The sequence below is a fragment of the Cedecea lapagei genome, from assembly GCF_900635955.1.
GTDB lineage: Bacteria > Pseudomonadota > Gammaproteobacteria > Enterobacterales > Enterobacteriaceae > Cedecea > Cedecea lapagei.
In genome coordinates this window covers 3,400,289-3,422,464 of sequence record NZ_LR134201.1, presented here as the reverse complement: position 1 = coordinate 3,422,464, position 22,176 = coordinate 3,400,289, and the positions used below count along the sequence as shown (strand labels likewise).

The window sequence follows — 22,176 nt, the reverse complement described above, 5'->3', positions numbered from 1 at the left end:
AATTACAGCACGCCCTGCGCCAGCATCGCGTCCGCGACTTTTACGAACCCGGCGATGTTTGCGCCGCGAACGTAGTGCGTTTGTTTTCCTTCGCCGCCGTAGTCAACGCAGGCCTGATGAATATCAAGCATGATGTGGTGCAGGCGGATATCCACCTTTTCAGCCTTCCAGCTTAGGCGAGCCGCATTCTGCGCCATTTCCAGCCCTGACGTCGCTACGCCGCCAGCGTTTGCCGCTTTGCCCGGCGCAAAGAGCACGCCAGCTTCCACAAACAACTCCGTCGCGGCAATTGTTGTCGGCATATTTGCGCCTTCGGCTACGGCCTTCACGCCGTTAGCGATAAGTGTTTGCGCGGCGTCGACGTCCAGCTCGTTCTGGGTTGCGCACGGCAGAGCGATATCAGCAGGCACGCTCCACGGCTGCTGGCCTTCAAGGTAGGTCAGGCCAAATTCGCGAGCATAATCAACTACGCGACCGTCGCGGCTGGCTTTGATTTCGCACAGGCGCACCAGTTTTTCTGCGGTAAAACCTGCTTCGTCCACTACGGTGCCGTTGGAGTCGGAGGCGGTAACCACGCGGGCGCCGAGCGACATCGCTTTTTCGATCGCGTACTGGGCCACGTTGCCGGAGCCGGAAACCGCCACGCGCATGCCTTCGAAGCCCAGGCCGTGGCGCTGCAGCATGGCGTCGGTGAAGTAGATCAGGCCGTAGCCGGTGGCTTCCGGGCGGATCAGGCTACCGCCGAACGATAGCCCTTTGCCGGTAAACACGCAGGCGGTGTTGTTGGAGAGTTTTTTCATCATTCCCGCCATGTAGCCAACTTCGCGGCCGCCTACGCCGATATCCCCCGCAGGAACGTCGGTGTCCGGGCCAAGATGGCGGTAAAGCTCAATCATCAATGCCTGGCAAAAACGCATGATCTCGCCTTCGCTTTTGCCCTTCGGGTTAAAGTCACTGCCGCCTTTACCGCCGCCCATCGGCAGCGTGGTGAGGGCATTTTTAAAGGTTTGCTCAAAACCGAGAAACTTCAGGATCGACAGGTTAACGGAAGGGTGGAATCGCATCCCTCCCTTAAACGGGCCAATCGCCGAGTTGAACTGCACGCGCCACGCCCGGTTTACCTGCACCTGATTGTGGTCATCCACCCAGGCCACGCGAAACTGGATAACGCGCTCGGGCTCAACCAGGCGTTCGAGCAGCGCCTGCTGGCGGTACTGAGGATTGTTTTCAAGAAACGGCCACAGCGTGCTCATAACTTCACGAACTGCCTGAGCGAATTCAACCTGATGCGGGTCGCGTGACTGTACTGAGGTTAAAAAGTCTTCTAGTGAGAGAGCTTGAGTCATCAGAGGTAACTCCTTGTTGAAGGTCGTGATGTATGCGTTTTTTGTCTGTTTTTTTTCGACTATAACATTTTCTTATGAACGGGCATCAAGCCAGATTTAGGTGATCTCATTAACAAACTGAGGTAAATGCCCCGCGTTTTGCCCGCTTCAGATTGTGAGAACCGCTTTTCCAGGCTAGATACAAAATGTAACAACTCTCGGTATCCACTTAGAAAACGGACAAAATTGATGGATAAAATTGGGAAACACCTCGTCTGGGTCGTGCTTGCCTTAACCGGCGCATTCTCCCTCGGCTATATCGCTCTGAATCGGGGTGAACAGATAAATGCGCTGTGGATTGTGATTGCCTCAGTCTGTGTTTATCTGATCGCTTATCGCTACTATGGCTTGTTTATCGCCAGACGAGTGCTGACGGTGGATGCCACGCGCATGACGCCGGCCGTGCGGAATAATGACGGTCTTGATTACGTCCCAACGGATAAAAAGGTGCTGTTTGGTCACCATTTTGCCGCCATTGCCGGGGCCGGACCTCTGGTGGGGCCGGTGCTTGCCGCGCAAATGGGATACCTGCCTGGCATGCTTTGGCTGCTGGCGGGCGTCGTGTTGGCGGGAGCCGTACAGGACTTTATGGTGCTGTTTGTCTCCACGCGCCGCAACGGGCGTTCGCTGGGTGAGTTGGTGAAAGAAGAAATGGGCAACACTGCGGGCGTTATCGCGCTGGTGGCCTGTTTTATGATCATGGTGATTATCCTGGCCGTGCTGGCGATGATCGTGGTGAAGGCGCTGACCCACAGCCCGTGGGGGACTTATACCGTCGCCTTTACCATCCCGCTGGCGCTGTTTATGGGCGTCTATATTCGCTATTTACGTCCGGGACGGATTGGCGAAGTCTCGGTGATTGGCCTGGTGATGCTGGTGTTTGCCATTATCTCCGGCGGCTGGGTGGCGGAGAGCGAGACCTGGGCACCATACTTCGACTTCACGGGCGTACAGCTGACGTGGATGCTGGTGGGCTATGGCTTTGTGGCTTCTGTACTGCCGGTATGGCTGCTGCTGGCACCCCGTGACTATCTTTCCACCTTCCTGAAAATTGGCACCATTATCGGGCTGGCGATCGGCATTTTGATAATGCGTCCGACCCTGCAGATGCCATCATTAACAAAATTCATCGATGGCACCGGCCCTGTCTGGAGCGGTGACCTGTTCCCGTTCCTGTTTATCACCATCGCCTGCGGGGCTGTTTCTGGCTTCCACGCGCTGATTGCTTCCGGCACCACGCCGAAAATGCTGGCAAATGAAAATCAGGCCTGCTTCATTGGCTACGGCGGCATGCTGATGGAGTCCTTTGTTGCCATCATGGCGTTGGTGGCAGCCTGTGTTATCGACCCAGGCGTCTATTTCGCCATGAACAGTCCGATGGCGGTGCTGGCCCCTGCCGGCACGGTGGATGTGGTGGCCTCTGCCGCGCAGGTGGTGAGCGGGTGGGGGTTCCATATCACCCCGGAAACGTTGACCAGGATCGCCAATGAAGTGGGCGAGCAGAGCATTATCTCCCGCGCCGGTGGGGCTCCAACGCTTGCAGTGGGCATGGCGTACATTCTGCACGGCGCGCTGGGCGGGCTGATGGACGTCTCTTTCTGGTATCACTTTGCCATTCTGTTTGAAGCGCTGTTTATCCTGACGGCGGTGGATGCCGGGACACGTGCGGCGCGCTTTATGCTGCAAGACCTGCTGGGCGTGATTTCTCCGGGACTGAAAAGAACCGACTCGCTGCCGGCCAACCTGCTGGCAACCGGGCTTTGCGTGCTGGCATGGGGCTACTTCCTGCACCAGGGCGTGGTCGATCCGCTGGGCGGCATTAACACGCTGTGGCCGCTGTTCGGTATCGCCAACCAGATGCTGGCAGGCATGGCGCTGATGCTCTGCGCGGTTGTGCTGTTCAAGATGAAGAAGCAGCGCTATGCGTGGGTTGCTTTGATGCCAACCGCCTGGCTGCTGGTTTGTACCTTAACGGCAGGCTGGCAGAAAGCGTTTAGCTCTGATGCTAAAGTGGGCTTCCTCGCCATCGCCAACAAATTCCAGGCGATGATCGACAGCGGCAATATTCCGGCGCAGTACACCCAGTCGCAGCTTACTCAGCTGGTGTTCAATAACCGTCTGGATGCCGGGCTGACAATCTTCTTTATGGTAGTGGTTGTGGTGCTCGGCTGGTTCTCGTTGAAAACCGCGCTCAAGGCGCTGAAGTCTGACAAACCAACGTCGAGCGAAACGCCCTACGAGCCGATGCCGGAGAATTACCGGGAGATTGTGGCGCAGGCGAAAAGCGTGCATTGATTTTTACCCTCACCCTAACCCTCTCCCTGGGAGGGAGAGGGGATAAATCGGGCTTCTTTATTCCCCTCACCCCTTTGGGTAAGGGGATAGCTTGGGTTTCTTTATTCCTCCCTCTCCCCTTTGGGGAGAGGGTCGGGGTGAGGGGCTATCTACTGGAGACACCATGTTCGATAATCTAGCTAAAGCCGGTAAATACCTCGGCCAGGCCGCAAAACTGATGATCGGCGTACCCGACTATGACAACTACGTGCAGCATATGCGTCAGACTCACCCGGAGCAGACGCCGATGACCTATGAAGAGTTTTTCCGCGAGCGTCAGGATGCGCGCTACGGGGGCAAAGGCGGCGCACGTTGCTGTTAGAATTACGCCGCCGGCATTGAACAAAAATGTGATGTTTCACTCGTTTTTTAGCGGACAGCAAAAATCCTGTTGTGCGAAGCCGGCGAGTATGATTTTATCAAGAACGACTTTTAACAAAGATTCAGGAAACCCATGACCCATTCCCTGCAGACTTCGACCCTACTAGTTACCGCGCTACCAGCCGCGGTGGTCGTCGTGCGTGTGGTGGTGGTCGTCGGCAATGCGCCGTAGGGACTGAATCAACGCATCGATTCCAAACCCCGCCGGCGCAAACCGGGCGGGGTTTCTTGTTTTAAGTGCCTGCCCAGAAGCGAACCGGCTAATAAGAAGGACTGGAGCATGGCAATTTCGGACACACCCTCACAACGCATCACCGGCGCTCAGCTGATTGTAAAAATGCTGGAGCATCATGGTATTACAACGGTCAGTGGTATTCCTGGCGGCACCGTTCTGCCGCTCTACAATGCCCTGAGCCAAAGCACCCGCATTCGCCACGTACTGGCTCGTCACGAGCAGGGCGCGGGATTTATGGCGCAGGGCATGGCGCGCACCAGCGGGAAACCGGCGGTCTGCATCGCCTGTAGCGGGCCGGGCGCGACTAACCTGGTGACCGCCATTGCCGACGCGCGTCTCGATTCCATTCCTTTAGTGTGCATTACCGGCCAGGTGCCGACCTCAATGATTGGGACCGATGCCTTCCAGGAAGTGGACACCTACGGAATTTCCATCCCTGTCACCAAGCACAACTACCTGGTGCGCAGCATCGGCGAGCTGCCGCAGGTGATTACCGATGCTTTCCGCATTGCTCAGTCTGGCCGCCCAGGCCCCGTGTGGATCGATATTCCAAAAGACATTCAGACCGCTGAAATCGATATCGCTGAACTGCCCGCGGTGGCCGCGCCTTCCGCTGCTCCTGCCTTTGACCCTCAGGACATTGCACGCGCGGCGGCGATGATCAACGAAGCTAAGCGCCCGGTGCTTTACCTGGGCGGCGGTATTATCAGCGCTGGCGCGGCTGAGCAGGCGCGTGAGCTGGCAGAGCGTGCCGGGCTGCCGACAACCATGACGCTGATGGCGCTGGGCACGATCCCTTCTCAGCATCCACTTTCCCTGGGCATGCTGGGGATGCACGGGGCGCGTAGCACCAACTTTATTCTGCACGAAGCGGACCTGCTGATCGTGCTTGGCGCCCGCTTTGACGACCGGGCGATTGGTAAAACCGAAGAGTTTTGCCCGAATGCAAAAATTATCCATGTTGATATCGATCGCGCTGAGCTCGGCAAAATTAAGCAGGCAAACGTGGCTATCCGCGGTGACGTGAGTGAAGTGCTGAGCCAGCTTATCCCACAAACCAAAGCCTCCCGGCGCAGCGAGTGGCTGCAAACGGTGAGTGGTTTACAGCGCGAGTTCCCGTTTGCCACGCCTGGCGCGGACAATCCGCTGATGCCTTATGGGCTCATTAAAGCAGCGGCGGCGTGCGTGGATGACGAGGCTATCGTGACCACGGACGTAGGCCAGCACCAGATGTGGGTTGCTCAGGCCTATCCGCTCAACCGCCCGCGCCAGTGGCTGACTTCAGGCGGGCTGGGTACCATGGGCTTTGGCTTACCGGCCGCGGTTGGCGCAGCGCTGGCTGAACCTGGCCGCAAGGTGCTGTGCTTCTCCGGCGACGGCAGCCTGATGATGAATATCCAGGAGATGGCGACCGCCGCAGAAAACAATCTGGATGTAAAAATTATCCTGATGAACAACCAGGCACTGGGGCTGGTGCATCAGCAGCAGACGCTGTTCTACCAGCAGAATATCTTTGCGGCGACTTATCCGGGAATGACGGATTTCATCACCATCGCACGCGGTTTTGGCTTGGCGACCTGTGACCTGAACCAGGCGGAAGATCCGCACGCCGCGCTGCAGGAGGCAATTTCTCGCCCGGGGCCTTGCCTGATTCACGTTCGCATCGACGCGGATGAAAAAGTCTACCCAATGGTACCGCCGGGTGCCGCCAACACACAGATGATTGGAGAGTAAGCCATGCAACAATCAATCGCCAAACAATCAACCGTCATTCTGGAACTTACGGTGCGCAACCACCCGGGCGTGATGTCACATATTTGCGGCCTGTTTGCCCGTCGGGCGTTCAACGTGGAGGGCATTCTCTGCCTGCCGCTGCCGGAAGGGGATCAGAGCCGCATATGGCTGCAGGTGGGGGACGACCAGCGGCTTGAGCAGATGGTCAGCCAGGTCGACAAGCTGGAGGATGTCGTGCAGATAATCCGCCACGCCGACGACCCGGGCATCTTTAACCGCCTGACCGCATTTGTGCAGTAAATAAAACCGGGGCTTTCAGGCCTATTTTTGAAAGCCCCGCGCCCGGATGCATAAGTCCCGGAACCCGTGCCGCAATCCCGGCATGTCAAAGAACGATTTCAACCAACCTCACGCAAGAATCCGTTAGCCTGCCCTGAGAAAAATCAGCACGAGTCAATTTTGTTCGTGCTTATTTGTTGCTTTAAAGCTACACTCGAGGAGTCAAGGATGAACATTATTACGTTCTTCGAAACGAAAGAAGGAAAAACGCCGTTTAAAGAGTGGCTGCGGGCGCTCAAGGATGCGAGAGCAAAAACCAAAATAGTCATGAGGATAGATCGGCTTTCGTTGGGCAACCCGGGCGATCATAAACCCTGCGGGCAAGGCGTATGGGAACTGCGCATCGATGAAGGGCCTGGCTACAGGGTCTACTACGCCCAGGACGGTAAAGCCGTTTGGCTACTGCTGGCGGGAGGAGATAAACGTGATCAACAGGCGGATATCGAGCGCGCAACAGCATGGTGGCTTGAGCATAAAGGAAGAAAAAATGAAATTTAGCGAATTTGATCAAACAGTTATTGATATGCTCCGCGAAGATCGCGCCTTCGCCTTAGAATATCTTAAAGAAGCCTTCATTGGGCTGGACGGTGAAGATGGCGAAGCTATGTTCCTTATTGCCATGCGCCGGCTGGTGGAGGCAAGAGGCGGTTTTGCGGAGGTCGCCAGAACGGCCAATCTAAACCGTGAAACGCTCTATCGCACGCTGTCCGAGCGTGGAAACCCCACCATCAAAACCACCAAAAAAGTTCTGCACGCGGTGGGGATCCACTTCTCAGAGATTGCGGGCTAGCCGCGGGTCAGAAGCCCTGGCGCACCAGCAGCTCAGGCGTAATGTCGGCGACAGACTTCGCGCCGGTTAGCGTCATTGCCACGCGCATCTCTTTCTCAATCAGGTTCAGCAGGTTGCTGACGCCAGCCTCGCCGTGGGTAGCCAGCGCATACAGGAAGGCGCGTCCCAGCAGCACCGTGTCTGCGCCCAGCGCAATCATACGCACCACGTCCAGGCCGGTGCGGATGCCGCTGTCGGCCAGAATCGTAATATCGCCTTTTACCGCATCGGCAATGGCGGGCAGGGCGCGTGCGGAAGAGAGCACGCCGTCCAGCTGGCGGCCGCCGTGGTTAGACACCACAATGCCGTCGGCACCAAAGCGCACCGCGTCGCGGGCATCTTCCGGGTCGAGGATCCCTTTAATCACCATCGGGCCGTCCCAGAACTCGCGGATCCACTCCAGGTCTTTCCAGGAAATGGACGGATCAAAGTTGTTTGCCAGCCAGCCGATATAATCCTCCAGCCCGGTCGGTTTACCGAGATAGGCGGAGATATTACCCAGATCGTGAGGACGGCCGTTTAAACCGACATCCCATGACCACTGCGGGTGCGTTACTGCCTGGAGATAACGGCGCAGCGCCGCGTTAGGGCCGCTCATGCCAGAGTGTGCGTCGCGGTAGCGGGCGCCCGGCGTTGGCATATCGACGGTGAATACCAGCGTCGAGCAACCGGCGGCTTTCGCCCGCTCCAGCGCATTGCGCATAAAGCCCCGATCTTTCAGCACATAGAGCTGGAACCACATCGGGCGGCTGATGGCGGGGGCGACTTCTTCAATAGGGCAAACGGACACCGTCGACAGGGTAAAAGGGATGCCTTTTGCCGCAGCGGCCTTTGCGGCCTGCACTTCTCCGCGGCGTGCATACATGCCGCAAAGCCCTACAGGGCCAAGTGCCACTGGCATTGAGAGCGTCTCGTTAAACAGCCTGGTTTCCAGGCTCAGCGCCGACATATTTTTCAGCACGCGCTGCCTGAGCGCCACCTGAGCGAGATCTTCCACGTTGCGCTTCAGGGTATGCTCGGCATAGGCGCCGCCGTCGATGTAGTGGAATAAAAATGGCGGCAGAATGCGCTCGGCGGCGGCACGATAGTCTGTTGCTGCGGAAATAATCATCTTTTCTTTTCCCTTATTTCATCACTTGCTTCGTCCGGGAGGCGGGTAATGCGCGCCTGACGGGCTTCATCTTCCTGCAGGGTCTTGATGGTGGCGTGAACGTAGCCAAGATGCGACTGGGCGGCTCGCCTTGCGCGTTCGGCATCTCCGGCCAGAATCGCCTGTAACAGTTCATCGTGCTGCTCGGTCAGCCCGGCAAAAATAGCCGGGACGGTGTACATGCGCTGGCGGCTGTGGAGTACCGAAGATTGCAGCAGGTCAAAGAACCCGCGCATGGTCTGGAGCAGCACGATATTGTGGGAGGCTTCGGCAATCGCCAGGTGAAACCTGACGTCGGCCTGGGCCGCTAAATCCGGGTCATCGCTTTCTTTAAACTTGAGCGTGGCGTCGAAACAGGCGATCAGTTTTTCCTTGTCTGCGGGCGTTGCGCGCATCGCCGCATACCAGGCCGTGCTGCCTTCAATGGAGTGCCTCGCTTCGAGAATATCCAACTGGTAATTGGGATCGCCCTCAACCAGTGTTTTCAGCGGCTGCACGATGCGCTGTTCTGACCATTGCTCGGTCTGGTAGCGCAGGTAAGTGCCGCCGCCCCGTCGGCTGGCCAGCACCCCTTCACCAATCAGCTTCTGTATCGCCTCGCGCAAAATCGAGCGCGAACAGCCCAGTTCGGCGGCCAACTGGCGTTCGGCGGGCAACCGCATGCCCGCCTCCAGGTTACGTTCATCAATCAGCGACTTAATACGCTCAACCATCTGGTCGGCAAGGCGCGGAACAGCTTCGGTCATGGGATCATCCAGGTTAAAACATAGGCCTGCAGCGTGGTTATTACGCCCACCATGCAGGTGAAGATCAGGCTGTGCTTCACGGTGAAGCGGAACAGGTCTGACTCTTTCCCCACCAGCCCCACCGCCGCGCAGGCAATGGCTATGGACTGCGGCGAAATCATCTTGCCGGTGACGCCGCCGGTGGTGTTGGCCGCCACCAGAAGCAGGTCCGAGACGCCAATCTGCTGCGCGGTCGTCGCCTGCAGTGCGGCAAACAGCGCGTTAGAGGAGGTGTCCGATCCGGTCAGGAACACGCCCAGCCAGCCAAGGAACGGCGAGAAAAAGGTAAAGGCGTGGCCGGTGTGCGCCAGCGCCAGGGCAAGCGTTGCCGACAGCCCGGAATAGTTGGAGATAAAAGCAAACGCCAGCACCATGCCGATGGAGTAAATCGGCAGCGCCAGCTCCTTCAGCGTCTCACCAAAGGTCGCCAGCGCCGCTTTTGGCTTCATGCGCAGATAGATAACAGAGACCAGCGCTGCGACCAGAATGGCGGTGCCGGTGGCCGACAGCCAGTCAAACTTAAAGACCGCGGCATAGGGCACACTGGCGGCAACGACCGGCGGCATTTTGGCGACCAGGTTGTCGAGGAACGGCACCGGGAAATTATAGATCCAGTCTGCCATCGCGCCGCCTTTGGCGAACAGCGCTTTAAACGGCGGGATGCTCCACAGGGTGACCGTGGCCGTCAGGAACAGGAAAGGCATCCAGGCCTTAACAATCTGCCCGGTTGTGTACTTTTGAGATAACTGTTCCCGCGTGGCCGCTGCCGCATCCTCGCTATCAAAGCGGAAAATACGCACCGGTTTCCAGACGCGCAGGAACGCCGTCAGGCACACCAGCGACACCAGGGATGAGATAATGTCCGGCAGCTCAGGGCCGATAAAGTTTGAGCTGAGATACTGCGCGATAGCAAACGAGCCGCCCGCGACCATTACGGCAGGCCAGGTCTCTTTGATACCGCGCCAGCCGTCCATAATTGCCATGATCCAGAACAGCACGATAATCGTCAGGAACGGCAGCTGGCGGCCCACCATCTGGCCGATCTCGAAGCTATCCAGGCCGGTGACCTGCCCGGCAACGATAATGGGGATCCCCATGGCGCCAAAGGCAACCGGCGCAGTGTTGACGATCAGGCACAAACCAGCGGCATAAAGCGGCTTGAAGCCGAGGCCGACCAGCAGGGCGGCGGTAATCGCAACCGGCGCGCCAAACCCGGCAGCACCTTCCAGAAACGCCCCGAAAGAGAAGCCGACGATCAGCATTTGCAGGCGCTGATCCGGCGTAATCGACAGGATAGAGGAGCGGATAATGCTGAACTGCCCGGTTTTTACCGAAATCTTATAGACGAACACCGCGGCGACAATTATCCAGGCGATGGGCCACAGGCCATAGAAGAACCCGTACACCACCGAGGCCAGCGCGCGGTCCAACGGCATGCGGTACAGAAACAGCGCGACCAGCAGGGCGAGAAATACCGTCAGCGTCGCGGCTTTGTAGCCCTTCATGCGCAGCTTAATCAGCGCGAAGAAGAAGAACAGAATCGGGATCGCGGCAATCAGGCTCGACAGCCAGATATTCCCGAGCGGATCGTAGAGTTGTGGCCAGACTTGCATGCAGGTGTTCTCCAGGGTGAGGCGTTTATCGTTTTTTATTAGATTGGTAGGACCAATTTTGCTTTGTAGAGCAAATGATGGCTAATGGTTAATCTTGTGTTAACTATTGGCAACGGTCTGGATGGCCTTTATCGGTAATTTGTAGAAAAGGGCACGTTTTTAGCGAAATTGGTAGGACCGAATAGCCTCTCCTCCGGGCGGAAGAGAGGGCGATAAGTTAACGTTGTTGGCTCACCTGATTATTTTGAAAATATGACTAACCGGCCACGCCGCAATACGTCCGGCGGCAAGCAAGCACACGACAGATTTCCCTCTGTTAGTCGATGCAATGCGGTATTCGGGTTAGTCATCAGCCCATTAACGGATTTTCCTATGGTTTCAGCGATGCCAAAGCCGGATCGTTCGCGAACCCTTTTTTAAACTCAGCTTGTAACTTATTGATTTAATGGAGTTGTACAGGAGTGTATAAAAAAGGGTATGAAGAGAAAAAGAGACTCTTTTATTCATTGCAACAGAGAGTTAGATGTGAAAATCTCTTGTTCACTGCCGTGCAGGCAGCTTAGAAAATCAGTTACAGCTTCATCCAGCGACGACCGCAGTTCACTGCCGTGCAGGCAGCTTAGAAACTGGACAGGCGACACGGGTTGTGTTTTCTTCAGTTCACTGCCGTGCAGGCAGATCAAATTATTAAACGCCCATTTATGCATTAAATGAAATTTATTCACTATGTTGTCAGAACTACTGGTATCATTTATTTTGAGTAAATCATCAGTTTTTAAGTAAAAAAACGCTATGATGCTTCCCTTGGGAGCATTGTATTCAATTGCATGGATGTAATAGCTATGTTGATGCCTTCTGACTTAAAAACCATTCTTCATTCTAAACGAGCAAATATTTATTATCTTCAATATTGCCGGGTGTTAGTAAACGGTGGACGAGTGGAATATGTTACCGATGAAGGTAAATCCTCTCTTTACTGGAATATCCCCATAGCTAATACCACGGTTGTGATGCTGGGAACCGGCACATCTGTCACGCAGGCCGCCATGCGAGAGTTTGCAAGGGCTGGTGTGCTGGTCGGTTTTTGTGGGAGCGATGGAACGCCCCTCTACTCAGGTAATGAAGTCGATATCGATGTTTCATGGGTTACACCACAAAGTGAATATCGTCCAACAGAATATCTGCAGGACTGGGTATCATTTTGGTTTGATGAAGAGAAAAGGTTAATTGCCGCTAAGAGTTTTCAATATATTCGACTGCAGCAAATAGAGCGTTACTGGTCCGGTGCCAAAATGATGCGGGAAACACGCTTTACTCCCCAGATCACAATATTAAAAGATAAGTTAGAACGCTTTCACGCCGGTATAGAAAAAGCCTCCAGCCATAATGAATTGATGCTGCAGGAAGCTCAGCTCACTAAAGCCCTTTATAAATTAGCCAGTGATGCGGTGCAGTATGGCGACTTTACGCGTTCTAAACGTGGTGGAGGGACTGACGGCGCCAACCGTTTATTAGATCAAGGCAACTATTTGGCATACGGGCTCGCTGCGGTAGCGGCCTGGGTGATGGGAATACCGCATGGCCTCGCGGTGTTACACGGCAAGACGCGACGAGGTGGGCTGGTGTTTGACCTGGCAGATCTAATCAAGGATGCGCTGATATTGCCGCAGGCTTTTATTGCGGCCATGGAAGGGGAAGATAACCAAAGCTTCCGCCAGCGCTGTATTACTGGGTTCCAGCAGGCCGCGGCGCTCGATCTGATGATTGAAACATTACAGGAAACGGCGGCGGCATTAAGGAGCGAGCGCGGATGAACGTATTGATTGTTTCGCAGTGCAGCAAAAAAGCACGGGAACAAAGTTGCCAGATCCTCGACCAGTTTGCGGAACGCAAAGGGGACGGCTGCTGGCAAACGATGATTACGCAGCAGGGGCTGGATACGCTAAGGCGTTTACTGCGCAAGAGCGCCCGTCGAAATACGGCCGTAGCCTGCCATTGGATCAAGAAAAGCGGGCAAACGGAGCTGCTGTGGATTGTGGGCAATCTTCGCCGGTTTAACGTCCACGGTTCGGTGCCGACCAATCGCACTTCGAGGGATATTCTGCGCAGCAAACATGAGTCAGGCTGGCGCAGCATCGAGTCCATTGCCGTCCTGGCCGCCATTGCCGGTCTGTTTCATGATTTTGGCAAAGCAGGGGCTTTGTTCCAGAAAGGATTAAAAGGCAGTTCAGCCCGCGGCTACCAGCCGTTTAGGCACGAGTGGTTATCCGTAAGGCTGTTTCAGGCGTTGGTCGGGCAGCAAACAGATGCCCAATGGCTGGCACAGCTTGGCACGCTGAACCCCTCCGATGAAAAAGCGCTGCTTGCACAGCTCTATAAAGATACGCAGGAGCGCACGGAAAGCCCGTTTATTGGGCTGCCTCCTCTGGCGCAGGTGGTAGCCTGGCTTATTCTGTCCCATCACCGTTTACCACAATATTTAAGGAAAGATGCTCCCCCCAGTTTTGAACAGGATAACTGGCTAACGGCGCAGCTTAATGCCAACTGGAACTCACGTAATCACCTGAAGGATGGCTGGTCAGCCCAGGATTTTAAAAACGTCTGGCGCTTTCCTGAGGGAACGCCGTTACAGAGCAATACCTGGCGTGAGAAGGCCCGACAGTTGGCAAAGCGGGCCGCGCACGCGGTCTCTGTTTATGAATTTGGCAGCATGGATCAGGTTTTCACCTTACATATGGCGCGGCTGTCGCTTATGCTTGCCGATCATTTTTACTCTTCTCAGATGCCCCGCACGGCGTGGCAGGATACAGCCTGCGCCACCTGGGCTAACACCGACCGGGCAACCGGGGAGCTCAAGCAGAAGCTGGATGAGCACAATATTGGCGTCGCGCATCATGCGTTTTTATTAGGAAGATCGCTGCCAATACTGCGTGAGCATTTACCGTCTATCACACGGCACAAAGGTTTTCGTGAACGGGCGAAACATTCCCGTTTTCACTGGCAGAATCGTACGTGGGACGTGGCTCAAGGGCTGCGCGAACGTGCAGAACGGCAGGGATTTTTCGGTATTAATATGGCCTCGACGGGTTGTGGAAAGACCTTTGCCAATGCGCGAATTATGTACGCCTTATCCAATGAAGATAAAGGCTGCCGCTTCACCGTCGCATTGGGACTACGCACCCTGACGCTCCAGACCGGAGATGCCCTTCGGGAAAAGCTGAATCTGGGTGAGGACGACCTTGCCGTATTAATCGGCTCTTCCGCCGTGCGTGAGTTGTACGAAGATAAAGATGACATCGATTGCAGCAGTGCTTCAGAGGAAGCGTTATTTGAAAGGCATCAGTATGTTCATTATGACGGTGTGATTAATCAGGGGCCGCTGCGCCAGCTTCTGGACCGCGATCCAAAGCTCAGCAAGCTCATAAATGCTCCCGTACTTGTCTCGACAATCGATCACATTATGCCGGCGACAGAAGGAACACGCGGAGGCAGGCAAATTGCCCCGATGCTGCGCCTTCTGACCAGCGACCTTGTGCTTGATGAACCCGATGATTTTGATATTGCCGACCAGCATGCTCTTTGCCGCCTGGTTAACTGGGCGGGAATGCTGGGAAGCCGGGTGCTACTCTCCTCCGCGACGCTACCACCGTCGCTGGTGCTGGCGCTTTATAGCGCTTATCTCTCGGGGCGAAAAGCCTTTCAGCAGGCCTGTGGTGAACCGGGGCAGACGCTGAATGTTTGCTGCGCCTGGTTCGATGAGGATGAATCCTGTTCCGCTGAACTCGGGGCTACGCAGCCTTTCTTTGAGCACCATAATCAGTTTGTTCAGCGCCGTGCTAAAAGGCTGACAGTGAAACCGGCTCTTCGTGAGGCAAAACTGCTTCCCATTGAGGTGGCCGATAGGGAAGCTGCATCGCTTGCTGCTATGCTTCAGCGCGAAATACTCAGTTTGCATGCCTGCCATCATCAAACGCATCCCAACGGAAAAACGATCTCGCTGGGGTTGATGCGAATGGCGAATATAAATCCTCTGGTGGCGATGGCTCGGGCTTTGATGTCGGTTCCTTCGCCGGAAGGGTATTGCATTCATTACTGTGTTTATCACAGCCAGCATCCGCTGCTATTTCGTTCTTATATTGAAAAACGCCTTGATGCGGCTTTTTCCCGCCACGATGAGCAGTCGCTTTGGCAGCAGCCTGAAATACAGAAAGCCATTGAGCAAAATTTGGCGATGCACCACATATTTGTTGTGCTGGGAACCTCTGTTATCGAGGTTGGCAGGGATTGGGATGCGGACTGGGGTATCGCAGAGCCCAGTTCAATGCGCTCCATTATCCAGTTTGCTGGCCGCATTCAGCGGCACCGCCAGCAAAAGCCGCAAAGCGCCAATCTTCTGATCCTCAGCAAGAATTTCAAAGCATTACGTGCAGGTACGCAAACGGCGGCCTACTGCAAACCCGGCTTTGAAAACGATACTTACAGGTTAAGCAGCCACGATCTCGCCGATATCCTTCGCCCTGAGCAATATCAATTTGTGAATTCGGTGCCGCGCATTCTTGAGCCCGAAGGACATTATCGCAAAACGAAGGCTTACCATAATCTCAGTACCCTTGAGCACGGGCGCAGCTATAGCGATCTACTGGGAGCCATAGAGGCTAACAAACGGCCTCCAGCCGCGGCCTGGTGGCGCAAAAAAATTAGCTGGAGCGGCGAACTGCAGAGGTTGACGCCATTTAGGCAATCTCTGTCTGAAGAGCAGATGTTTTTGTTTATGGCGGAGGAAGAGGACGAGCCGACTTTCCGCATGCTGGATGATATGGGCTGGAAAGATGCAGGGGGAATCGGGTCCGTTGAGCTGACGCTGGCCGGGGGCGTTTCTTCCTGGCTGGAAAGTGATTATGCCGCGGCGATGCTCGACCTTGCTGAGCGAAAAAACATGGAGCTTCAACAGGTCAGCCGCTTCTACGGCGAAATTAATTTACGGGCTAGAAAGCCTGGTGATGCCGCCTGGCTTTATCACCCTTTGTTGGGCGTGTTTCGCGCCCTCGGCTGAGGGCGCGAGCTGCCTGTACGGCAGTTAACTAGCTACAAGCCACACGGGTTATATATATTTCTAAGCTGCCTGTACGGCAGTTGCTGAAGTTTAAGGGGGTTAATCAAATATAACAAGATTGTATTTTCATCCTATATATAACCTGTGTTACTTGTAATTTTTATTGACGTAAATGAATTTTACGCGCATTCTTTGGCATATGTAAACAAACCTGGATACTGAGATGAGAGATTTTAGGATGCTTTCATGTGCTTTTTTACTATTCATGACTACTGCGATGCTGCCTCGACCTGAGTCTGTCGCTATTAGCCAGAACTTTAATGGCCCTGGATTAAATGTTTTTAACTCATTAATAAGTCTGCATTTAAGGTGATTTTATCGTAACCGGAGGGATGATGATGTCTACACGGATAAGTGCATTTGTTGTTGAGTACATAGCAGGACGACGGCAAACCAAACTCGATGCCTTCGACAAAGATGCTGCTAAGCGCCTGGCGGCAGATAGCTCGCTAGAAAGTGAAATATTGCAGGAGCGCCGCGAGCTCGAGTTACGCTATGAGCCAGTAAACTGGCTGACGGATGCTGCAAAGCGGGCGGGGCAAATCAGCCTTGTTACGCACGCTGCTAAATTCACCCACGGTGATTCCAAAAGCAGCAGCATTTTTACCGAAACCGATGCTGTAGAAGGTTACCTTTCAACTTCAACGTTGAATAATCCTGTGGCGGATGCGGTGGGTAATGCTGCGGCGCTGGATATAGCTAAGCTGCTGCAAACCGAAGTGGATGGCGATTCGCTGCTGGCCTGCCTGAAGCGCAATGATGACTCAGCGCTGGCGGCGCTGGCGGAAAATCCGCAACAGCTTGCCGAGTGGCTGGAAGGATTTTCGCGGGCGCTGACAATAAAAGATCCCGTTTCCCATAAATTGGCGAAGCAAATCTATTTCCCCGTTGCCGAGGGCTATCACCTGTTGAGCCCGCTTTTTTCCAGTTCTCTGACTCATGCTTTACACCAAAAAATTGTTGCTCATCGCTTTAGCGAAGAGTCGAAAGCCGCCTGGCAGGCGCGCCGCAAGAATGAGTGGCATCCGGATACTTTGGTGATGTTTCCCAACACTGCCGTGGTCAATTTTGGCGGAACAAAACCGCAAAATATTTCTTTATTAAACAGTGTACGAGGCGGGCGTACGTGGCTGTTTTCTGCTCAGCCCCCAGCCTGGGAAGTTCAGGATAAAAAGCCATTTGGAATGACCACAATCTTTGCTCCTGGCGCCTTTGAACATGCGACAAGGCATGCCCGTCGTCGGCTGATTCATTTGTTGGCGAGTTCCGGAAAAAACAACAACGTTCGCATCCGCCGGCAGTTAGATCGCGACATCGACGAGCTTATCGATATGCTCTTCAACATTGCTGCTGGTATTCAGCGTGAAGAGTGGGTGGGGTGGACTCAGGACTCAGAATGTAAATTATCTGAACATCAGCGGCTGTGGCTCGACCCTTATCGGACTATTACCGACGAAGTTTTTCGGGCAGAGCGTGATAAAGGTGACTGGCAGAGTAAAGTGGCCGATGATTTTGCCCGCTGGCTGAATGGACATCTTAAGGTGGGAGGGATAGGCGCAGAGCTGACAGAGCAAAAAGAGTGGCGGACAAAACCGCTGTTCCGCCAGCGCCTGCGGGAGATGGAACGCTCTTTCAGGAGATATCGCCATGAGTAAGCTTATCGTTTTACATCGCCTGAAGGTTGAAAATGCCAACGCCATTGCGGGGCTAACCTGGGGATTCCCGGCAATCACCCATTTTCTGGGTTACATGCATGCGATCTCCAGAAAGCTTGAGGACAGCCACGGCATTACGCTGAGCGGGTGTGGCGTGGTTTGCCATAGCCATCAGGTGCATGCCCATACCTCCGGGCGTGATTATCAGTTTGCTTTAACCCGCAACCCGCTAACCCGCGAAGGAAAAACGGCCGCTTTTAATGAAGAAGGCCGTATGCACATGACGGTCTCTTTGCTGCTGGAATGTCACGGCGAGATTGCCAACGGCGATGCGGGATTCCGGGCTTTGGAAGAGCACATCGAAACGCTGTGTCAGACGCAAAAGCTGGCTGGTGGCTCCATTACGGGTATGCGCAACGTCCGCATTTATGCACTTACTGCTGACGAAGATGTGTGGCGAGAGGTTCGCTACAGCCTGATGCCTGGCTTTGCTCTTCTTGACCGCTCGTCATTGCTGGAAACTCACTTCCAGCAGCTGCAACAGCAGCAGCCAGACGCAGACAAGCTTGATGCCTGGCTCGATTTCGCGGCGCTCAAAATGAAATCCGACGAATCAGGAAACTGGCAATCTCAGCCAAAACCAGAGGCAGGTTACCTGGTTCCTCTGATGACCGGCTGGCAGCGTATCTCTCCTCTTTATGAAGCAGGTACAGTCGCCAATGCGCGTGATGCCGAGTCGCCTTTCTGCTTTGCTGAAGCGGTATACGGGGTAGGGGAATGGCGTGGCATGCACAGGATTACGACGCCTGAAGACGCATTCTGGCGCTATCACACAACGGAAACCGGCTACTACTGCTGCGGCCCGCTCGTTCAAGAAGATGATGAACTGGAAGCAGATGAACCTATTATTTTTGATGACATTTAAGAGACTATATCATGGCGAAAAATACGACGATTAAAACGGCTTCTGTACTGGCCTTTGAGCGCAAGCTGGCGAACTCTGATGCACTTTTATTTGCTGGCAACTGGTTGGGTAACAACTGGCAGCCGGTAAAAGTTCAGGAGAAAGCTGTGCGTGGCACCATCTCCAATCGCTTAAAAAATGCGGTAGCCAGCGATCCTGCAAAGCTGGATGCCGAAATTCAGAAAGCCAACCTGCAGCGTGTGGATGTGTCAGCATTGCCTGCGGATGCCGACACCTTAAAAATGGCCTTCAGTCTCCGCATTTTGGGTAACCTGGCTACGCCGTCGGTTTGTAACGATCGCGCTTATCAGGCTGAGCTTGAAGACGTAATCAATGGCTACATTGCCGAGCACGGCTTTGCCGAACTTGCGCTGCGTTATGCCTCAAACCTGGCCAATGGCCGATTCCTGTGGCGTAACCGCGTTGGGGCAGAGCAGGTGAAAGTGGTCGTTAAAGGGAGTGAAACCTGGGAATTTAACGCCCATGACTATTCGCTGCGTGACTTTGGCAACAAAGACGAATCTCTGAAAGCGCTGGCGGCAGAAATCGAACGTGGTCTGAAGGGTGAGAGCTTCGTGCTGCTGAATGTCGAAGCCTATGTGTGCCTGGGGCAGGGACAGGAAGTGTTCCCATCGCAGGAGCTGGTGTTGGACAGCAACAGTAGCAAAAGCAAAGTGTTGTACCAGGTAGACGGCGTCGCGGCTCTGCACTCCCAGAAGGTGGGCAACGCGCTCAGAACCATTGATACCTGGCACCCGCAGGTAGAAGTGCTAGGCGCTATTGCTGTAGAACCGTATGGCTCGGTCACCAGCCGTGGCGTGGCTTGCCGTCAGCCAAAAGAGAAAATGGACTTCTACACTCTGCTCGATAATTGGGTGACAAAAGGCGATAAGCCGTCGGTTGAACAGCAGCACTTTGTGATGGCCGTGCTGATCCGTGGCGGCGTATTCGGCGAGAAAGCAGAGTAAGGGCGGATCTATGGACAGCTATCAGGATATCCGGGTTCTTCCGGACCCAGAGTTTAAATCAACGATGCTGCTCTCAGCCTTATTTGCCAAACTGCATCGGGCACTTGCGGCTCGCGAAAAAGGTGATATAGGCGTCAGCTTTCCTGAACACAAGAAAACGCCAGGAGATGTATTACGTTTGCACGGTGAGCGAGGTGCACTTGAGTCTTTGGAGGCAACTTGCTGGCGTGCAGGCCTGAACGACTATTGCGCCAGCTCTGGAGTGCAAGCCGTTCCGGAGGTAAAAGGCTGGCGATGTGTGTCCCGTGTTCAGGTCAAAAGCAGCGCAGACAGGTTATTGCGTCGTTCGGTTCGCAAGGGATGGATAACGGAGGAAGAAGCACAGCAGCGTATTTTAAATCAGCAGGACCAAAGCTCTGGACTGCCTTTTATACAGATGAAGAGTTTATCTTCTAAGCAGGCATTTCGGTTATTTATCCTACATGGAGAGCTATTATCATCCCCCATAAGGGGAGAATTTAGCCGCTACGGGTTAAGCACTGAGGCGAGTATTCCTTGGTTTTAACCAGCAAGCAGGGCGGGAAACCGCCCTTTTTTCTTCAGAGCGTTCATAGTTAAAGCAATTTTGACATGAATGAGATTCTCTTCATTTTATTCACCGCTGTGCAGGTCGAGTTGAAATAGTCGTCATGGTATCGATTGGAAAGCTCACTACTACACAAGTCTCTTTCAGCCATAAAGCCAGCGATATTTCTGTTCGATTTTTTTCCAGTCCTGGCGTCGTTATTCCTGCCGGTTCGTCATCTAAAGAACGGACTTAAAACATGGATTGTTGCTGAAAAACCATTGATGCTAAAACCTGAACGTCCGTAGACCCTTTTTTTATCCTAATTCGTAACTTATTGATTTATCGCTTCTGTGCTGTTGTGGCTAAAAAAAAGGTGTGGAGTCAAAAAGAGGCGTCTTAGTTTATTGCAACAAAGGGTTAGCTGTGAAAAGCTTTAGTTCACTGCCGTACAGGCAGCTTAGAAATGGGAGGTCTGGACGAACCTGATGCGCTTTGAGTTCACTGCCGTACAGGCAGCTTAGAAATCCTGCTGCCGGGTGCTCCGGTGCGCTGTCTTGTTCACTGCCGTACAGGCAGCTTAGAAATGACAAACAACCCGATATCTGGGCTCAACTATGTTCACTGCCGTACAGGCAGCTTAGAAAGTTCTTTGTACGCGACGCCCGACGCCGCAAGAGTTCACTGCCGTACAGGCAGCTTAGAAAGTTACTCGTCGCGGATATTGAATCAGCTGAGGGTTCACTGCCGTACAGGCAGCTTAGAAAAAAAACACTTAGCGCTATCTGCGCATTCACTTGTTCACTGCCGTACAGGCAGCTTAGAAAGCCGTGCTTAAACGGCATCACGGATGGTCAATGTTCACTGCCGTACAGGCAGCTTAGAAAAGCGTGACGACACCGGCGAAACGGTGCCTGTCGTTCACTGCCGTACAGGCAGCTTAGAAATGGAAAGCAATCTGGGCGCAGGCCGTGCAGCAGTTCACTGCCGTACAGGCAGCTTAGAAAGCATCATTTACGCGCTGAAACGCCAGCGTCAGGTTCACTGCCGTACAGGCAGCTTAGAAATCATGGACGCCCTGGCTCAGTACGACATATTCGTTCACTGCCGTACAGGCAGCTTAGAAATATCGAAAAGCGCGACCGCCATTTGTTCGGTCGTTCACTGCCGTACAGGCAGCTTAGAAAAGTACGGTGACTGACCCTGCGATTAACTCTGTGTTCACTGCCGTACAGGCAGCTTAGAAATTATGATGCAGGGCTCTTCCAATGCTAACTCCGTTCACTGCCGTACAGGCAGCTTAGAAAAGTTAAAAAGAAACCCGCCGAAGCGGGCAAACGTTCACTGCCGTACAGGCAGCTTAGAAACGGAGCTGCACACTCGCGGGCGTCACTTCTTCGTTCACTGCCGTACAGGCAGCTAAGAAACAGTCGGTGCGGGCGAGCTGGACAACCTCATTTGTTCACTGCCGTACAGGCAGCTTAGAAAAGACACCGACATAACATGACCGCACGTATGACCGTTCACTGCCGTACAGGCAGCTTAGAAAAACTTACGAAGAGTTAGAGGCGCAGGTGGCGAGTTCACTGCCGTACAGGCAGTTGAAGCCGGCAGGAGCGGCACGGTGAGAGTGATTGCCGTGCCGCTCCAGTGGTCCCTCACGCCAGCCTCAGCACGCTATCCAGCGACCAACGGCCTGCGCCGCGGGAGACAACCAGCAGTAACAGCCCGCCCCAGATAAGGTGTGTCGGCCAGGCGTCCGGGTAGACAAAAATCTCAATCACCAGCGTCATAAACAGCAAGCCTGCGGCGGCGAAGCGTGAAAACAGGCCCAGCACCAGCAGAACAGGGAAGGTGTGTTCGGCAAACGTGGCGAGGTGGGCGGCGATGTCATAGGGGATGAGCGGCAGCGCGTATTCGGTGCGGAACAGCTCGTAGGTGGACGGTTTGAGCGTCATAAATCCCGTCACTTTGGTGCGGCCCGAAAGGAAAAACACGGCGGCAATGCCCACGCGGGCGACGAGTAACAGCAGGTTATCGCTGACACCTGCCTGAATCCGTTCCCAGATTTTGTTCCACAGCGAGCGAACGCCCTGTTCCGTTATCTTGTGTTCAAATGTTTTCAT

18 protein-coding genes and 1 CRISPR repeat array are annotated in these 22,176 nt (G+C 54.4%); of the genes, 13 read left to right on the top strand and 5 right to left on the bottom strand.

Annotated elements, in window-relative coordinates:
• Positions 1-2 precede the first annotated feature (2 nt).
• The gene (gene gdhA / locus EL098_RS16615; protein ID WP_126357229.1) at positions 3-1,346 is read right to left on the bottom strand and encodes an NADP-specific glutamate dehydrogenase; all 1,344 of its coding nucleotides are present in this window, start codon (positions 1,344-1,346) and stop codon (positions 3-5) included.
• A 228-nt stretch (positions 1,347-1,574) separates the two neighbouring features.
• On the opposite strand from gdhA, the gene cstA reads away from it, so the two are divergent.
• The 7 genes from cstA (at position 1,575) to EL098_RS16580 (ending at position 7,198) form a co-directional block, all read left to right on the top strand.
• A complete protein-coding gene (gene cstA, locus EL098_RS16610) occupies positions 1,575-3,680 on the top strand; it encodes a pyruvate/proton symporter CstA (protein WP_126357228.1) in 2,106 nt (701 codons plus the stop codon).
• Between the two features lie 163 nt (positions 3,681-3,843).
• Positions 3,844-4,041 carry a YbdD/YjiX family protein gene (locus EL098_RS16605; RefSeq protein ID WP_045781583.1) on the top strand — a complete coding sequence of 66 codons (198 nt, stop codon included), beginning with the start codon at positions 3,844-3,846 and terminating at the stop codon, positions 4,039-4,041.
• Between the two features lie 132 nt (positions 4,042-4,173).
• Positions 4,174-4,272 (top strand): ilvB operon leader peptide IvbL, encoded by a 99-nt coding sequence (ivbL, locus tag EL098_RS16600; RefSeq protein ID WP_071842708.1) that lies wholly within the window; start codon positions 4,174-4,176, stop codon positions 4,270-4,272.
• Positions 4,273-4,380: 108 nt separating this feature from the next.
• On the top strand, positions 4,381-6,069 hold the full coding sequence (gene ilvB, locus EL098_RS16595; RefSeq protein ID WP_126357227.1) for an acetolactate synthase large subunit: 1,689 nt from the start codon (positions 4,381-4,383) through the stop codon (positions 6,067-6,069).
• Positions 6,070-6,084: 15 nt separating this feature from the next.
• Positions 6,085-6,369: an acetolactate synthase small subunit gene (gene ilvN / locus EL098_RS16590; protein WP_232012452.1), complete on the top strand. Its 285-nt coding sequence runs from the start codon at positions 6,085-6,087 to the stop codon at positions 6,367-6,369.
• Between the two features lie 207 nt (positions 6,370-6,576).
• Complete coding sequence (locus EL098_RS16585; protein ID WP_126357225.1) at positions 6,577-6,906, top strand: type II toxin-antitoxin system RelE/ParE family toxin; 330 nt, start codon at positions 6,577-6,579, stop codon at positions 6,904-6,906.
• The gene (locus EL098_RS16580) at positions 6,896-7,198 is read left to right on the top strand and encodes an addiction module antidote protein (RefSeq protein ID WP_126357224.1); all 303 of its coding nucleotides are present in this window, start codon (positions 6,896-6,898) and stop codon (positions 7,196-7,198) included. Before EL098_RS16585 ends, EL098_RS16580 begins: the two co-directional genes overlap by 11 nt.
• Positions 7,199-7,205: 7 nt before the next feature.
• On the opposite strand, the gene lldD is transcribed toward EL098_RS16580, so the two are convergent.
• Genes lldD through lldP form a run of 3 tightly spaced genes read right to left on the bottom strand, consistent with a single transcriptional unit; the run spans position 7,206 to position 10,785 of the window.
• Positions 7,206-8,348: an FMN-dependent L-lactate dehydrogenase LldD gene (gene lldD / locus EL098_RS16575; RefSeq protein ID WP_126357223.1), complete on the bottom strand. Its 1,143-nt coding sequence runs from the start codon at positions 8,346-8,348 to the stop codon at positions 7,206-7,208.
• Positions 8,345-9,133 carry a transcriptional regulator LldR gene (gene lldR / locus EL098_RS16570; RefSeq protein ID WP_126357222.1) on the bottom strand — a complete coding sequence of 263 codons (789 nt, stop codon included), beginning with the start codon at positions 9,131-9,133 and terminating at the stop codon, positions 8,345-8,347. The genes lldD and lldR overlap by 4 nt, the downstream gene beginning before the upstream one ends.
• Positions 9,130-10,785, bottom strand: a complete 1,656-nt coding sequence (gene lldP, locus EL098_RS16565; RefSeq protein ID WP_126357221.1) for an L-lactate permease — start codon at positions 10,783-10,785, stop codon at positions 9,130-9,132. The genes lldR and lldP overlap by 4 nt, the downstream gene beginning before the upstream one ends.
• Before the next feature lie 842 nt (positions 10,786-11,627).
• Between lldP and cas1f the strand changes: the two genes are divergently transcribed.
• From cas1f to cas6f, 6 genes are all read left to right on the top strand, one after another.
• Positions 11,628-12,599, top strand: a complete 972-nt coding sequence (cas1f, locus tag EL098_RS16560) for a type I-F CRISPR-associated endonuclease Cas1f (RefSeq protein WP_232012232.1) — start codon at positions 11,628-11,630, stop codon at positions 12,597-12,599.
• Positions 12,596-15,838 carry a type I-F CRISPR-associated helicase Cas3f gene (gene cas3f / locus EL098_RS16555; protein ID WP_126357219.1) on the top strand — a complete coding sequence of 1,081 codons (3,243 nt, stop codon included), beginning with the start codon at positions 12,596-12,598 and terminating at the stop codon, positions 15,836-15,838. The genes cas1f and cas3f overlap by 4 nt, the downstream gene beginning before the upstream one ends.
• A gap of 395 nt (positions 15,839-16,233) precedes the next feature.
• A complete protein-coding gene (gene csy1 / locus EL098_RS16550) occupies positions 16,234-17,553 on the top strand; it encodes a type I-F CRISPR-associated protein Csy1 (RefSeq protein ID WP_126358484.1) in 1,320 nt (439 codons plus the stop codon).
• Complete coding sequence (gene csy2 / locus EL098_RS16545; RefSeq protein ID WP_126357218.1) at positions 17,546-18,478, top strand: type I-F CRISPR-associated protein Csy2; 933 nt, start codon at positions 17,546-17,548, stop codon at positions 18,476-18,478. The genes csy1 and csy2 overlap by 8 nt, the downstream gene beginning before the upstream one ends.
• 11 nt (positions 18,479-18,489) lie before the next feature.
• Positions 18,490-19,485, top strand: a complete 996-nt coding sequence (gene csy3, locus EL098_RS16540; RefSeq protein WP_126357217.1) for a type I-F CRISPR-associated protein Csy3 — start codon at positions 18,490-18,492, stop codon at positions 19,483-19,485.
• A gap of 10 nt (positions 19,486-19,495) precedes the next feature.
• Entirely contained in the window at positions 19,496-20,050 is a 555-nt protein-coding gene (gene cas6f / locus EL098_RS16535) for a type I-F CRISPR-associated endoribonuclease Cas6/Csy4 (RefSeq protein ID WP_126357216.1), read from the top strand.
• A 439-nt stretch (positions 20,051-20,489) separates the two neighbouring features.
• Positions 20,490-21,599: direct repeats of the CRISPR family, unit length 28 nt; unit sequence GTTCACTGCCGTACAGGCAGCTTAGAAA.
• Between the two features lie 109 nt (positions 21,600-21,708).
• Here cas6f and EL098_RS16530 read toward each other — a convergent pair.
• A complete protein-coding gene (locus EL098_RS16530) occupies positions 21,709-22,176 on the bottom strand; it encodes a DoxX family protein (protein WP_126357215.1) in 468 nt (155 codons plus the stop codon).

Excerpts from the sequence above, each read along its gene's own strand:
- gdhA (WP_126357229.1), bottom strand. The coding sequence starts at position 1,346 with ATGACTCAAGCTCTCTCACTAGAAGACTTTTTAACCTCAGTACAGTCA.
- cstA (WP_126357228.1), top strand. The coding sequence starts at position 1,575 with ATGGATAAAATTGGGAAACACCTCGTCTGGGTCGTGCTTGCCTTAACC.
- EL098_RS16605 (WP_045781583.1), top strand. The coding sequence starts at position 3,844 with ATGTTCGATAATCTAGCTAAAGCCGGTAAATACCTCGGCCAGGCCGCA.
- ivbL (WP_071842708.1), top strand. The coding sequence starts at position 4,174 with ATGACCCATTCCCTGCAGACTTCGACCCTACTAGTTACCGCGCTACCA.
- ilvB (WP_126357227.1), top strand. The coding sequence starts at position 4,381 with ATGGCAATTTCGGACACACCCTCACAACGCATCACCGGCGCTCAGCTG.
- EL098_RS16585 (WP_126357225.1), top strand. The coding sequence starts at position 6,577 with ATGAACATTATTACGTTCTTCGAAACGAAAGAAGGAAAAACGCCGTTT.
- EL098_RS16580 (WP_126357224.1), top strand. The coding sequence starts at position 6,896 with ATGAAATTTAGCGAATTTGATCAAACAGTTATTGATATGCTCCGCGAA.
- lldD (WP_126357223.1), bottom strand. The coding sequence starts at position 8,348 with ATGATTATTTCCGCAGCAACAGACTATCGTGCCGCCGCCGAGCGCATT.
- lldR (WP_126357222.1), bottom strand. The coding sequence starts at position 9,133 with ATGACCGAAGCTGTTCCGCGCCTTGCCGACCAGATGGTTGAGCGTATT.
- lldP (WP_126357221.1), bottom strand. The coding sequence starts at position 10,785 with ATGCAAGTCTGGCCACAACTCTACGATCCGCTCGGGAATATCTGGCTG.
- cas1f (WP_232012232.1), top strand. The coding sequence starts at position 11,628 with ATGTTGATGCCTTCTGACTTAAAAACCATTCTTCATTCTAAACGAGCA.
- cas3f (WP_126357219.1), top strand. The coding sequence starts at position 12,596 with ATGAACGTATTGATTGTTTCGCAGTGCAGCAAAAAAGCACGGGAACAA.
- csy1 (WP_126358484.1), top strand. The coding sequence starts at position 16,234 with ATGATGTCTACACGGATAAGTGCATTTGTTGTTGAGTACATAGCAGGA.
- csy2 (WP_126357218.1), top strand. The coding sequence starts at position 17,546 with ATGAGTAAGCTTATCGTTTTACATCGCCTGAAGGTTGAAAATGCCAAC.
- csy3 (WP_126357217.1), top strand. The coding sequence starts at position 18,490 with ATGGCGAAAAATACGACGATTAAAACGGCTTCTGTACTGGCCTTTGAG.
- cas6f (WP_126357216.1), top strand. The coding sequence starts at position 19,496 with ATGGACAGCTATCAGGATATCCGGGTTCTTCCGGACCCAGAGTTTAAA.
- EL098_RS16530 (WP_126357215.1), bottom strand. The coding sequence starts at position 22,176 with ATGAAAACATTTGAACACAAGATAACGGAACAGGGCGTTCGCTCGCTG.